This is a genomic window from Flavobacterium oncorhynchi, from assembly GCF_002217355.1.
Lineage (GTDB): Bacteria > Bacteroidota > Bacteroidia > Flavobacteriales > Flavobacteriaceae > Flavobacterium > Flavobacterium oncorhynchi.
The window spans coordinates 476,112-489,428 of sequence record NZ_MUHA01000007.1 but is presented as its reverse complement, the minus strand read 5'-3'; the positions used below and the strand labels follow the sequence as shown (position 1 = coordinate 489,428).

At 32.3% G+C, this 13,317-nt stretch carries 13 protein-coding genes; 8 read left to right on the top strand and 5 right to left on the bottom strand.

The features are described from left to right. Window positions 1–2 precede the first annotated feature (2 nt). From nuoH to B0A75_RS07575, 8 genes are all read left to right on the top strand, one after another. On the top strand, window positions 3–1,055 hold the full coding sequence (gene nuoH, locus B0A75_RS07610; protein WP_089053688.1) for an NADH-quinone oxidoreductase subunit NuoH: 1,053 nt from the start codon (window positions 3–5) through the stop codon (window positions 1,053–1,055). An 86-nt stretch (window positions 1,056–1,141) separates the two neighbouring features. Further along, on the top strand, window positions 1,142–1,687 hold the full coding sequence (locus B0A75_RS07605; RefSeq protein WP_089053687.1) for a NuoI/complex I 23 kDa subunit family protein: 546 nt from the start codon (window positions 1,142–1,144) through the stop codon (window positions 1,685–1,687). Continuing rightward, window positions 1,687–2,226: an NADH-quinone oxidoreductase subunit J family protein gene (locus tag B0A75_RS07600; RefSeq protein WP_089053686.1), complete on the top strand. Its 540-nt coding sequence runs from the start codon at window positions 1,687–1,689 to the stop codon at window positions 2,224–2,226. The genes B0A75_RS07605 and B0A75_RS07600 overlap by 1 nt, the downstream gene beginning before the upstream one ends. Next, window positions 2,226–2,546 carry an NADH-quinone oxidoreductase subunit NuoK gene (gene nuoK, locus B0A75_RS07595; protein WP_012023318.1) on the top strand — a complete coding sequence of 107 codons (321 nt, stop codon included), beginning with the start codon at window positions 2,226–2,228 and terminating at the stop codon, window positions 2,544–2,546. The genes B0A75_RS07600 and nuoK overlap by 1 nt, the downstream gene beginning before the upstream one ends. Window positions 2,547–2,553: 7 nt before the next feature. Next, complete coding sequence (nuoL, locus tag B0A75_RS07590; protein ID WP_089053685.1) at window positions 2,554–4,437, top strand: NADH-quinone oxidoreductase subunit L; 1,884 nt, start codon at window positions 2,554–2,556, stop codon at window positions 4,435–4,437. Window positions 4,438–4,447: 10 nt separating this feature from the next. Then, window positions 4,448–5,887 carry a complex I subunit 4 family protein gene (locus B0A75_RS07585; RefSeq protein WP_089053684.1) on the top strand — a complete coding sequence of 480 codons (1,440 nt, stop codon included), beginning with the start codon at window positions 4,448–4,450 and terminating at the stop codon, window positions 5,885–5,887. A 138-nt stretch (window positions 5,888–6,025) separates the two neighbouring features. Continuing rightward, window positions 6,026–7,417 (top strand): NADH-quinone oxidoreductase subunit N, encoded by a 1,392-nt coding sequence (locus B0A75_RS07580; protein ID WP_089053683.1) that lies wholly within the window; start codon window positions 6,026–6,028, stop codon window positions 7,415–7,417. 160 nt (window positions 7,418–7,577) lie between these two features. Continuing rightward, window positions 7,578–8,351 (top strand): Bax inhibitor-1/YccA family protein, encoded by a 774-nt coding sequence (locus B0A75_RS07575; protein WP_089053682.1) that lies wholly within the window; start codon window positions 7,578–7,580, stop codon window positions 8,349–8,351. Between the two features lie 298 nt (window positions 8,352–8,649). Here the strand turns inward: B0A75_RS07575 and B0A75_RS07570 are convergent, their stop codons facing one another. The 5 genes from B0A75_RS07570 to amaB form a co-directional block, all read right to left on the bottom strand. Beyond that, window positions 8,650–9,054 carry a hypothetical protein gene (locus B0A75_RS07570; protein WP_123872339.1) on the bottom strand — a complete coding sequence of 135 codons (405 nt, stop codon included), beginning with the start codon at window positions 9,052–9,054 and terminating at the stop codon, window positions 8,650–8,652. Further along, window positions 9,035–9,508 carry a LemA family protein gene (locus B0A75_RS07565; protein WP_233206943.1) on the bottom strand — a complete coding sequence of 158 codons (474 nt, stop codon included), beginning with the start codon at window positions 9,506–9,508 and terminating at the stop codon, window positions 9,035–9,037. Before B0A75_RS07565 ends, B0A75_RS07570 begins: the two co-directional genes overlap by 20 nt. Before the next feature lie 97 nt (window positions 9,509–9,605). Continuing rightward, window positions 9,606–10,649 carry a hypothetical protein gene (locus tag B0A75_RS07560; protein ID WP_089053679.1) on the bottom strand — a complete coding sequence of 348 codons (1,044 nt, stop codon included), beginning with the start codon at window positions 10,647–10,649 and terminating at the stop codon, window positions 9,606–9,608. Between the two features lie 42 nt (window positions 10,650–10,691). Next, the gene (locus B0A75_RS07555; RefSeq protein ID WP_089053678.1) at window positions 10,692–11,504 is read right to left on the bottom strand and encodes a leucine-rich repeat domain-containing protein; all 813 of its coding nucleotides are present in this window, start codon (window positions 11,502–11,504) and stop codon (window positions 10,692–10,694) included. A 126-nt stretch (window positions 11,505–11,630) separates the two neighbouring features. Further along, window positions 11,631–13,184 (bottom strand): L-piperidine-6-carboxylate dehydrogenase, encoded by a 1,554-nt coding sequence (amaB, locus tag B0A75_RS07550; RefSeq protein ID WP_089053677.1) that lies wholly within the window; start codon window positions 13,182–13,184, stop codon window positions 11,631–11,633. Window positions 13,185–13,317: the final 133 nt, after the last annotated feature.

Here is a 13,317-nt window from a genome sequence, read left to right as displayed (position 1 = left end):
AAATGGAAAGTGCATTTATTATAGAAAAAAGTGTTGTTATTGTTGTCGTTTTTGCGGTAACAATGATTATGGCAATGTACTCTACTTGGGCTGAACGTAAAGTTGCTGCTTTTCTTCAAGACCGTGTTGGTCCAAACCGTGCAGGTTGGGGAGGTTTATTACAGCCGCTTGCCGATGGTATGAAATTATTCTCAAAAGAAGAATTTTTTCCAAACACGCCAAACAAATTTTTATTCGTTGTAGGTCCTGCAATTGCCATGAGTACAGCCTTAATGACAAGTGCTGTAATTCCGTGGGGAGATAAACTGCATCTTTTTGGAAGAGATATTTATCTTCAAGCAACTGATGTAAATATTGCTTTACTATACATTTTTGGAGTTCTTTCTGTTGGAGTTTACGGTATCATGATTGGTGGATGGGCTTCAAACAATAAATTCTCTTTAATGGGAGCTGTTCGTGCAGCTTCACAAATGGTTTCTTATGAAGTTGCAATGGGATTATCAATGATCGCTTTATTGATGATGACAGGAACAATGAGTTTAAGAGAAATTTCATTACAACAGCAAGGAATGAACTGGAATGTTTTTTATCAGCCTTTATCATTCTTAATCTTCTTAATTTGTTCATTTGCTGAAACTAACAGAACACCGTTTGACTTAGCAGAATGTGAAAACGAATTAATCGGTGGTTACCATACTGAATATTCATCAATGAAAATGGGATTCTATTTATTTGCTGAATATGCAAGTATGTTTATCTCTGCTACTATTATTTCTGTTTTATTCTTTGGAGGTTACAATTACCCAGGAATGCAATGGATGGTAGAAAATGTTGGAATAAACACAGCTAATCTTTTAGGAATTGCGGTATTATTTGTAAAAATATGTTTCTTCATATTCTTTTACATGTGGGTGCGTTGGACGATTCCAAGATTTAGATATGACCAATTAATGAACTTAGGCTGGAGAATTTTAATTCCGCTTTCGATTATTAATATTATGATTACGGGTGCTGTTATTTTAAGACACGATATCGCAGCAGCTTTAGGATTCTAAGAACCGTAACTGGCTTCAAATAAAAATAAAATAGATTTAAAATTTGATTGATCTCAAATTGAAAATCATAAATCATAGATTAAGAAATGTCAATAGAAACTATATCATTATCGGGTAGAAAAAAAGTGGTCTCTAATAAAGAGATGTCTTTTTTGGAACGATTGTATCTTGTGGCGATTGTAAAAGGTCTTGCTATTACGCTTAAGCACCTTTTTAGAAAAAAAATTACGATTCACTATCCAGAAGAAGTTCGTGAAATGAGTCCAGTTTATCGTGGTCAGCACATGCTGAAACGTGACGAGCAAGGCCGCGAAAATTGTACTGCTTGCGGATTATGTGCTTTATCATGCCCTGCAGAAGCCATTACAATGAAAGCTGCTGAACGTAAACCAGATGAAAAACATTTATACAGAGAAGAAAAATACGCTTCGATTTATGAAATAAACATGCTTCGTTGTATTTTTTGTGGATTGTGTGAAGAGGCTTGCCCGAAAGATGCTATCTATTTGACAACTTCTAAAGTATTAGTTCCTGCTAATTATGAAAGAGAAGATTTCATTTTTGGAAAAGACAAATTAGTGATGCCTTTAGAAATGGCTATTAAAAACTCACAATTAAATAACGCTAACTAATGATACATATTCCTGATTTTGCACACGCAACAACTGTACAAATTATATTTTGTTTCTTAGCGTTTATCACCGTAATAACTGCTTTTTTAACCATTTTTAGCAGAAATCCAATTCACTCAGCAATTTACTTAGTGATTTGTTTCTTCTCTATTGCTGGTCATTATTTATTATTAAACTCTCAATTTTTAGCAATTGTACATATAATAGTCTATTCTGGAGCAATTATGATTCTGTTCCTGTTTACCATCATGTTGATGAACCTGAACGAGCAGCGAGAAGTTCACCGACCAAGAATCACACGTTTGGGAGCTATTGTTTCTTTCTGTTTGATTTGCGTAGTTTTAATTGCAATATTCATTAACTCTAAACCTATTGTTGGTGAATATGATTCAACTGGAGAAGATTTCCAATCTATTAAAGTATTGGGTAAAATATTGTTGAACGAATATATGGTGCCATTTGAATTTGCTTCGATTTTACTTTTGGTTGCAATGATTGGAACTGTATTATTGTCTAAAAAAGAAAAATTAAATAAATAATGGGTAATATATTAAATCAAATAGGTATTGAAAATTACATCTTTTTAAGTGTTGTACTTTTTTGTATTGGTGTTTTTGGTGTATTGTACAGACGAAACTCTATTATCGTTTTCATGTCTATCGAAATCATGTTGAATGCAGTAAACCTTTTATTTGTGGCTTTTTCAACTTATCATCAAGATGCACAAGGACAAGTTTTTGTATTCTTTTCGATGGCAGTTGCTGCGGCTGAAGTTGCAGTAGGATTGGCTATTCTTGTTTCGATTTTTAGAAACATTGGCTCAATTAGTATCGATAATTTAAAAAATTTAAAAGGATAAAATAGAAATGGATACCAATTTAGCTTTAGTTTTAGTTTTAGCTCCTTTTTTAGGATTTTTAATTAATGTTTTCTTTGGGAAAAGCTTAGGAAAAACAGTTTCCGGATTTATCGGGACTGCTGCCGTGGCTGTTTCTTTTATAGTTACTCTTGTTCTTTTTAATCAAATAACTGCAACTGGAAAAGCAATTGAAGTTACTTTATTTGATTGGATTCAAATTAGTAACATAAAAATCAATCTTGGATTTTTATTAGATCAATTATCTGTTCTTTGGTTGTTATTTGTAACCGGAATTGGATCTTTGATTCACTTATACTCTATCAGTTACATGCATGACGATGAGAATATGCACAAATTCTTTGCGTATTTAAATCTGTTCGTATTCTTTATGATTACTCTTGTAATTGGAAGCAACTTATTAGTTTTATTCATCGGTTGGGAAGGTGTTGGACTTTGCTCTTATTTATTAATTGGATTTTGGCATAAAAACCAAGATTACAATGATGCCGCAAAGAAAGCTTTCATTATGAACAGAATTGGAGATTTAGGTCTTTTAATTGGTATGTTCATCATTGGTTCAATGTTCTCTACTTTAGATTATACAACTTTAAAAACTGCAATTGCTGGAACAACAGATTTAAACTTACCATTACTTTCTTTAGCAGCTTTATGTTTGTTTATTGGAGCTTGCGGTAAATCTGCACAGATTCCATTGTACACTTGGTTACCAGATGCGATGGCTGGACCAACTCCGGTTTCTGCTTTAATTCACGCTGCTACGATGGTAACAGCTGGTATTTTCATGGTAACAAGATTAAACTTTGTTTTTGATCTTGCAACAGATGTACAAAACGTAATTGCCATTATTGGAGCAATAACATCATTAGTTGCAGCTACAATTGGTTTAGTTCAAACAGATATTAAAAAAGTATTAGCTTACTCTACCGTTTCACAATTAGGATTAATGTTTTTAGCATTAGGATTTGGAGCTTACGAAGTAGCTGTTTTTCACGTAATCACACATGCTTTCTTTAAAGCTTGTTTGTTCTTAGGATCTGGTTCTGTTATTCACGGTTTACATGGTGAGCAGGATATGCGTAAAATGGGTGGTTTGCGTAAAGCAATGCCAATCACATTTTGGACAATGTTGATTTCTTCATTAGCCATTTCAGGAGTTCCGTTTTTCTCAGGTTTCTTCTCAAAAGACGAAATCTTAATGACAGCTTTCCACCACAGTATTCCTTTATACGTTGTTGGATCTATTGCTTCAATCATGACAGCTTTCTATATGTTCCGTTTAATGTTCTTAACTTTCTTTAAAGAATTTAGAGGAACTGAAGAGCAAAAACATCACTTACACGAAAGTGGTGCTTTAATTACAATTCCATTAATCATTTTAGCGATTTTAGCAACTTTTGGCGGACTAATCAGTTTACCTGGAAACAGCTGGTTAAATGAATATTTAGCTCCTCTTTTCACAAAAGCAGCTGGCGAAGAACACCATTTAGGCACAACAGAATACACTTTAATGGGTGTTGCTGTGTTAGGCGGTTTATTAGGAATTATAATTGCTTACGTAAAATACTTTAAACAAGATAATGTTCCTGAAACTGATGAAAACATTACAGGTTTAACAAAAGTGTTATACAACAAATATTATGTTGATGAAGCTTACGATGCGATATTTGTTCGCTCTATAAACGGATTATCAAGATTCTTTAGAGATTATATCGAAACTGGTTTATCGGCACTTGTTTTCGGATTAGGAAAAATAGCAAATGAATTAGCTTTTCAGGGTAAAAAACTGCAGACTGGAAGTATCGGATTATATCTTTTTGCTTTCGTTTTAGGTCTTTGCGCAATTGTTTCTTATTTATTTTTAGCTCAATAATTTTATAACTATGAACGTTTCTCTTATATTAATTATTCTTTTAGTTGGTGCATTTATCACCTATTTTGCAGGTGACAAACTCGCTTCAAAAGTAGCTTTGTTCTTTAGTTTGGCAGCTTTAGGCTGTTCGGTTGTATTGTTAAACCATTTTAATGCTGGTGAAAATATCAGCCTTATCAATGCTTGGATCACACAGCCTAAAATTTCATTCGCTTTAAATGCTGATGGATTAGCAATTGCAATGCTTTTATTGACAACTGCTTTGACTCCAATTATTATATTTTCTTCTTTTGGGAATGAATATAAAAATTCAAAAGCCTTTTATTCTTTGATCTTATTTATGGCGTTTGCAATGACAGGAACTTTCTTGGCTGCAGATGGTCTTTTATATTATATTTTCTGGGAGCTAGCTCTTATTCCTATTTACTTTATTGCTCTTATTTGGGGTAATGGCGATGCTGAAGAAAGAAGAAAAGCGGTTGTAAAATTCTTTATTTACACACTTGCAGGTTCTTTATTCATGCTGACTGCTTTTATCTATTTATATCAAAAAGCAGGCAGCTTCTTAATCGAAGATTTATACAAAGTAGAATTATCAGCTTGCGAACAATTCTGGATTTTCTTGGCATTCTTCTTAGCTTATGCAATCAAAATTCCAATTATTCCTTTCCACACATGGCAGGCAAATGTGTACCAAAAAGCGCCAACAGTTGGAACAATGCTTTTATCTGGTATCATGTTAAAAATGGGATTGTACAGTGTAATTCGTTGGCAATTACCACTTGCGCCTCTTGCTTCAAAAGAATATATGAATATTTTTATTGCTTTAGGAATTGCTGGAGTTATCTACGGTTCAATAGTTGCATTAAGACAAAAAGATTTAAAGAAATTATTAGCGTATTCATCTCTAGCTCACGTTGGATTAATTGCTGCAGGAACTTACACTTTAACTATTGATGGTTTTAGAGGTGCTGTTATGCAAATGATCGCTCACGGTTTTGTCGTAGTTGGATTATTTTATGCTGCAGAAATTATCTACAGAAGATTTGAAACTAGAGAAATCAGCGAATTAGGAGGAATCCGTACGCAATCTCCAAAATTCACTTCTATGTTTTTAATTTTGGTTTTAGCTTCTGTTGCTTTGCCAACTACTTTTAACTTTGTTGGAGAATTTACAGTATTATACAGTTTATCTCAAATTAATATTTGGTTTGCTGTTTTAGGCGGAACAACGATTATTCTAGGAGCTTACTATATGCTTAAAATGTTTCAAAATGTAATGTTGGGTGAAACCAATTCAAGAACTTTTGCAGATGTTTCTGTAAACGAAGGAATTTCGATGGTAGCAATTATCGCTGTACTAATTTTCTTTGGATTTTATCCAAAACCTATTACAGATTTGATTACACCAAGTTTAGAAACGATTTTAAACGTTATCAATAAAAACTAAGATTTTAGAAGGCAGATCAACGATTTTTGATTTCAGATTTATCCGAAACGAAAAGAATTAAAAAGCTAAAAAATTAAATATATATTTTAAATAAAATAAATTAGGGCGTTTTAGATTTCCTAAATCAAAAAAACAAAAATGAATACATTAATAGCTATAACAGGATTGGGTATTTTTTGCCTATTGTTTGAAATTCTAAATTTTAGAAAAGGCATCGTTCCATTTACCATTTTAGGTTTATTGGGTGTTTTGGCACTTAACTATTATGAATTTGGATCAACAGCAAGTTATTACAATAATATGATTGCAGTAGATAAATTCTCGACTGCCTTTTCATCATTATTTATTATTCTGACTATTTTCCTTGTAGCATTAAGTCATAATTTTTACGAAAATCATCAATCGAAAATTTCAGATTTCATTGCTATAAAAATCTTTTTATTAGCTGGAGCCGTTGCGATGGTTTCTTTTGGAAACTTAGCTATGTTTTTCCTTGGAATCGAAATTTTATCTATCGCATTATATGTTCTTGCAGCAAGCGATCGTTTGAACATTAAAAGTAATGAAGCAGGTATGAAATATTTCCTTATGGGATCTTTTGCATCTGGAATTATTTTATTTGGAATTTGTTTGATTTACGGAGCAATGGGAACTTTTGATGTTACAGAAATTCACGAAAGTTCTTTATCTGCCGAACTTCCAATCTGGTTTCCAATCGGAATGGTTTTAATGATAATTGGAATGTTTTTCAAAATTGCTGCTGTTCCATTTCATTTCTGGGCACCAGACGTTTACGAAGGTTCTCCAGCTTTAACAACGGCTTTAATGAGTACTTTGGCAAAAGTTGTAGCGATTGCAACTCTTTTTAAATTAGTAGCAGGACTAAATTTAATTCCATCTCTTGAAAATCAAGAACTTTTAGGAACATTTGAAAATATCATTGTAATTATTTCAATTGCGTCAATGACAGTTGGAAACATAATGGCATTACGTCAAGTAAATGTAAAACGTATGTTAGCATTTTCAGGAATCTCACACGCAGGTTTCATGTTAATGACGTTCTTATCTATTGCAACATCTGCAGGTACTTTATTGTATTATACATCAGCTTATGCTTTAGCAGGAATTGCCGCTTTTAGTGTTATTCTATATGTTTGCAAAAATCAGGATAACGAAGATATTACGAACTTCCACGGACTTGGAAAAACAAATCCATTATTGGCTGCTATCTTAACTGGTTCATTGTTATCTATGGCTGGTATTCCAATTTTCTCTGGATTCTTTGCAAAATTATTCTTATTCAATCAAACGATTCAAGCGGGATATATCGCTTTAGTTATTGTGGCAGTAATTAACTCAATTATAAGTGTTGGATATTATTTCAAACTTATTTTGGCAATGTATTCTAAAGAACCTAACGAAAAACGCACAGGAAAACCATTTCTTATTTATGCAGTTGCAGTTGTTTCAATTGTTTTAAATATTGTTTTAGGGTTATTTCCATCATTAGTTTTAGATTTATTGAATTAAAATTTACTTCAAAATAAACACGAGTCCATCAAGATTTTTTTGATGGACTTTTTTTTTACCTGCTTTTTATAGAAGAGAAAATCATGTTAAAAATTTAGCTCAAGCCGCCACACCTCGAAAAAACTCCATATATTTGGGTTCAATTAAATGTATTAAAACTATGGCCTTCAATTCAAAAAATCCATTTTTAAGCAACAAGCGTTTTTCATCAAATGCAGTTTCAAGAGCTGAAGAAGTACACGAAGCAAAAATTATTGATTACAATCAGGAAATGACTTTGTCTGGTACTATTAATAAAACAGCAATTTTATTTTTAATATTATGCGCATCATCTATGATTACATGGTGGATGGCATTTAACGGAATGAATCCAATGCTGCCTGCAATTGGCGGTGCAATTGTTGGATTAATTTTAGTTGTTATTTCTGCTTTTAAACCGCAAGCTTCTCCATACTTAGCTCCTGGATATGCTCTTTTTGAAGGTTTATTTATTGGAGGAATATCTGCAATTTTTGAATTACAATATCCGGGAATCGTTGTTAATGCGGTTGGCGCAACTCTTGTAACCTTTCTAGTTTGTTTAGGATTGTATAAATTCAGAATTGTTAAAGTTACAGAGCAATTCAAGTCTGTTGTTGTTGCATCGACATTAGCAATCGCAACTTATTATTTAATTTCGTGGGTAGTTTCAATGTTTACAAGCTGGACTCCTGTACATCATGGAAATTCTATGATGAGTATTGGAATTAGTGTTTTTGTAATTGTTATTGCTGCTTTAAACTTATTTTTAGATTTTGATCAAATCGAAAAAGGGGTACAACAAAGAATGCCAAAATATATGGAATGGTTTGGCGCAATGGGACTAATGATTACTTTAGTTTGGTTGTATGTTGAATTTTTAAGATTATTATCGAAACTATCTAGTAAAGACTAAATACTAGTTTTACCATATTCTAAAAGCCTTTTTGATAATCAAAAAGGCTTTTTTTATGCCTATACATTTCAAAAACTAGAAGAATATAATAACACAATTTTATTTTATACGATACTCTATTTAATTTTAAGAGCAAAACAAATATCCCATGTAGCTATTTTCCGCGTTCATCAATCCTTTTAATTTTTATTTTTCTTCATAAAAGTAATCCTTTTCTCTCTTTAACAAATTTGCCAAAAAATTTTGTCTTGTCCTAAACAATCGCTACAGATTATTCAGGACAAGACAAAATTATAATCTATCTTTTTCTATCTCTAAATTCTTCTTGTTCGCTTACTTTATTAAACTCTCTAAAAAAGCTTTTAATTGTTTCTAAATTAAACATAACAAACAGAAACATTCCTATAAAAATGGTGATCCAACAGTACAAAATTTTTACCGGTAAAATATCATTTGCTACAACATAAAATACTATTGTAGGCAAAATAGAAAGCAATATTGTAAGTCCCAAAGACAACATAAGCGGACTTATAAAATAGCTGTTAACAACACCAAAACCAAGCTTTCTAATTATGAAAGATGCAAATGTTAAAGTCACTAAACCAAACATAATACCGCCAAAACCATAAAGAAGCACTGTGTCATTCAAGCTGTTAATTTCGTTCTCGTAACCAAAAAAAGTATTAAAGTTGAACTCCATCATATTTCTTGTCTTCTGGTGTAACATCAAATAAAGTCTGTGTTTTATACCCAATTAGTTTAGCTAAAATAAAATTAGGGAACTCTTGGATTCCCACATTATACAAGTTTACACTATCGTTAAAAAACTCTCGTCGGTCAGCGATTTTATCCTCCATTTGAGAAACTCTTTTCTGCAATTCTAAAAAGTTACTGTTGGATAACAATGTTGGATAATTCTCAGAAACTGAAAAAATACTTTTTAATGATTTCGAAAATTCATTTGCATTATCAATCTTTTCTTCGACTGTTTTCGCATTTAAAAAATCAGTTCTTAATTTAGTCAAATTAGTAAGCATGGCTGTTTCATGTTCTGTAAATTTAGACACAATTTTCACCAATTCCGGCACTTCTTCTGCACGCTGCATCAAGATAACATCAATATTTCTAAATGCTTTTTCATTATTATTTTTCAGCATAACCAACTTATTGTAAATTCTTATAAAAAAATTAAAAAACACAATAATTAGAATTATTCCGATAAGTAAGGCAATGTTTTGAACAGTCATATTTTCTTTAATTTAAAATAATATAGATGAGTATAAGTGAGATGAAAAACAAAACGGTTAAAAAAGAATCGAGCAGCGGTTTGTATTTATTTCTAAATGAAATACTCCTTGGAACTGCAATTCCAAAAATAGTATCAGCACTGTCTTTTTTTATTAATACACTACCATTATCTGAAGCCGCGTAACCTATAAGAAGCATATAATCGTCACTTTTCAAGTACGTTTCAGTATATCTAGTTTTTCCTCCAGACTGATTGTCAATTCTATCAAAATAATATTCTAATCCCTCGCCATCTACCGTAACAGAACCCGTTTCGTCTTTAATTTTAAATTTTCCTGTTTTTACTTCGCTGAAAATAGTTGAATATGTTGTTCTGCCGTCGTCATCTCTCGGACTTTCTTTTTCTATTTTATACGAATAACCAATGCATGGTTTTTTGAAGTAAGGAGAAATTATAGGTTCGATTTCTTCCAAATCGCCTTCAATTTCAACCAAACCCATAGCAATTGCATCTATTTTTGATGTTGGTAAAATAGACTGCATTTTATAAAATTTGCTTTTACTGCTTGGAAAAAATATTGAACTAACAAGTATAAATCCAGGAATAATTAAAAACAGAAGCTTCAAATTCTCAGTTACAGCCAGCCCATAAAAAGCTCCAACAATACAAACTAAAACAAAGAATCCAAGAAGTTTATCTTGAAGTTTCGTTTTTGGAATATTGTGAATCCTATTAAATTTTTCTCTATCTATCTTTTCTTGTTTACTGCTTTTAATCCCAGAATAAATCATTCCGACAATTGCGAATAGAAAAACAGAAGCAAACAAAAATAATATAACCGCAAATGGATATCCGGGATCTATTAAAAAACTCACACCAACTGTAAACGGGCATAAAACAAAAAACAACCAGTTAGGAAATTTCAAGTTATAAAGTCCCGAAAAAATTACGGTTTGAAATAAAGCAACACCCATGCTGAAAAGCATTAAAAAAACAACCAATCCAGCATCGGCTTTGTTTTGAGTAAGAAATTCAAAAAATTCGTTCATATTTACAAATGCTTTTATTTGGATATTCTTTTACAGAATTCCTTAAAATACAATTTCAACTTCTTTAGAAAGCAGTTTTCTTAAGCGATTTCTTTCTAAATCTGAAATAGGATTATGACTTAAATCCAGACCTATTAATTTGTGTAATTTATTGATATCGTTTGGAATTTCACTAATTTCATTATGACTTAAAACTAAGAATTTCAAATTCTTAAATTGTAAAATCTCATCTGGAAATTTACTTAATTTATTTTTTGACAAATCGAGTTCAACAACTAATTGCGGCTTTAACTTTGCCTCTGCCAAATCATAAAAAGTCGATTTTTCCTTTTTCTTATCCTCTTTATCTCTCACCAAGAGACCAAAACCAATTACACTGAGTACGGCAACAAAAAAAATACATAAAAGAGCCGGCCACACAGGATCTTCGTTTTTTTCTGCTGTAAAAAGTCTCAAATAAATATAATAAGTCATTCCAAAAAACAAGACCAAAAACAGTCCTAAAAGTATTAAATAAAGAATGTACTTAAAGATAGTGAAAATAACTTTTTTAACACCCTCTGTGTTTTTTGCAGTTACAAAGTAAATAACCAAAGCCAACACAAAAGCCCAAAAAATGACCAGTCCAACTTTCGTTGCAGCATTTCCGTTTTCAATAATTGAAAAAGTAAAAAAAGTTGGAAACATAAGAACAAACCAAATAATCAACCCTGCAAATCCAATTGAGAGACAACCTGGTTTATTCTTTTTATCATACGATTTAAGCCAAAAATAAGCCAGTAAAAAAGATAAAAAGAGCACTCCAATAAATCCGTATCCAAAAGGTGTAAGTCCTGCAAAAAAAAATAAAGGCATTTTATCGAATTATATATTACTCGTTTATATCAAATACAAATCTAAATAAATTACTACAAATTCAACACAAAAAAACCGCTTCTTCCAAATATTGAAAAAAGCGGTTTATTAATTCATCCTCTATTTTTACAAGTCAAATTTAATTCCTTGCGCCAATGGCAGACTAGTTGTATAATTTATTGTATTGGTTTGACGACGCATATAAATTTTCCAGGCATCGGAACCAGATTCACGACCACCGCCTGTTTCCTTTTCACCTCCAAAAGCACCGCCAATTTCAGCACCCGAAGTTCCGATATTTACATTTGCAATTCCACAGTCAGAACCTACAACAGATAAAAATCTTTCTGCTTCACGCAAATTATTAGTCATAATTGCCGATGATAATCCTTGTGCAACGCCATTTTGAATTTCGATTGCAGCATCAACATCTCCAGAATATTTAATCAAATATAAAACCGGAGCAAAAGTTTCGTGCTGTACAATTTCAAATGAATTTTTAGCTTCGGCAATTGCAGGCTTAACATAACAACCGCTTTCGTAACCTTCGCCTGAAAGTACTCCGCCTTCAACAAGAATTTTTCCACCTTCGGCAACTACTTTATTTAAAGCAAGCGCATACATTTCGACAGCATGCAAATCGATAAGCGGTCCAACATGATTATTTTCGTCAAGCGGATTTCCAATTCGCAATTGTTTGTAAGCCGTTACCAATGCATCTTTTACTTTATCATAAATACTTTCGTGAATAATTAAACGACGTGTAGATGTACAACGTTGCCCCGCAGTTCCAACAGCGCCAAAAACAGCACCAATAACTGTCATTTTAATATCGGCATCTGGAGTTACGATAATAGCGTTGTTTCCTCCTAGTTCTAACAATGATTTTCCTAAACGACCTGCAACAGTCTGCGCTACAATTTTACCCATTCTAGTAGAACCAGTTGCTGATACTAACGGAATACGAGTATCTTTTGTCACCAACTCTCCTATTTTGTAATCTCCATTTATTAAACAAGAAATTCCTTCTGGAAGATTATTCTCTTTTATAACCTGAGCAATTATATTTTGGCAGGCAATACCGCAAAGTGGCGTTTTCTCTGAAGGTTTCCAAACGCAAACATCACCAGAAATCCAAGCCAAAGCCGTATTCCAAGACCAAACTGCAACTGGAAAATTAAATGCAGAAATAATTCCCACAACTCCCAATGAGTGATATTGTTCATACATACGATGTCCTGGTCTTTCAGAATGCATCGTTAATCCGTGTAACTGGCGTGATAATCCAACTGCAAAATCACAGATGTCGATCATTTCCTGAACTTCTCCATAACCTTCCTGCAAAGATTTCCCCATTTCGTATGAAACCAATTTACCAAGAGCCTCTTTATTTTCACGCAATTTTTGCCCAAACTGACGTACAATTTCTCCACGCTGCGGTGCAGGAATTAAACGAAATGTTTTGAAAGCTTCTGTTGCAGATTTCATTACTTTTTCATAATCTTCAAGAGTAGAAGTCTTTACAGATGCAATTAATTTTCCATCAACAGGAGAAAAACTATCCAAAATCTCACCCGATGAGAAATTTTCTATTCCTGTAGAAGTTCCTTCATTTACTTGTTTTATTCCCAGCTTTTCAAGTGCTTCATTTATGCCAAATTGTGATGCTATTGTTGTCATTGTAACTTTTTTAGTTAAAATTGTTATATTAATACGTAAAGATATTGTTTTAAAATTACTTTCTAATAAATCAGAATAGTTAAAATCAGAGTAAACTTAAGGCTATTTAATAGTAATAACAGAATCAAAGCCT

Bases quoted from the DNA above. Each gene is read 5' to 3' on its own strand.
- B0A75_RS07560 (WP_089053679.1), bottom strand. From the start codon at position 10,649: ATGAACGAATTTTTTGAATTTCTTACTCAAAACAAAGCCGATGCTGGA.
- B0A75_RS07605 (WP_089053687.1), top strand. From the start codon at position 1,142: ATGTCAATAGAAACTATATCATTATCGGGTAGAAAAAAAGTGGTCTCT.
- B0A75_RS07555 (WP_089053678.1), bottom strand. From the start codon at position 11,504: ATGCCTTTATTTTTTTTTGCAGGACTTACACCTTTTGGATACGGATTT.
- B0A75_RS07570 (WP_123872339.1), bottom strand. From the start codon at position 9,054: ATGATGGAGTTCAACTTTAATACTTTTTTTGGTTACGAGAACGAAATT.
- B0A75_RS07565 (WP_233206943.1), bottom strand. From the start codon at position 9,508: ATGCTGAAAAATAATAATGAAAAAGCATTTAGAAATATTGATGTTATC.
- B0A75_RS07580 (WP_089053683.1), top strand. From the start codon at position 6,026: ATGAATACATTAATAGCTATAACAGGATTGGGTATTTTTTGCCTATTG.
- nuoH (WP_089053688.1), top strand. From the start codon at position 3: ATGGAAAGTGCATTTATTATAGAAAAAAGTGTTGTTATTGTTGTCGTT.
- B0A75_RS07600 (WP_089053686.1), top strand. From the start codon at position 1,687: ATGATACATATTCCTGATTTTGCACACGCAACAACTGTACAAATTATA.
- nuoK (WP_012023318.1), top strand. From the start codon at position 2,226: ATGGGTAATATATTAAATCAAATAGGTATTGAAAATTACATCTTTTTA.
- amaB (WP_089053677.1), bottom strand. From the start codon at position 13,184: ATGACAACAATAGCATCACAATTTGGCATAAATGAAGCACTTGAAAAG.
- B0A75_RS07575 (WP_089053682.1), top strand. From the start codon at position 7,578: ATGGCCTTCAATTCAAAAAATCCATTTTTAAGCAACAAGCGTTTTTCA.
- nuoL (WP_089053685.1), top strand. From the start codon at position 2,554: ATGGATACCAATTTAGCTTTAGTTTTAGTTTTAGCTCCTTTTTTAGGA.
- B0A75_RS07585 (WP_089053684.1), top strand. From the start codon at position 4,448: ATGAACGTTTCTCTTATATTAATTATTCTTTTAGTTGGTGCATTTATC.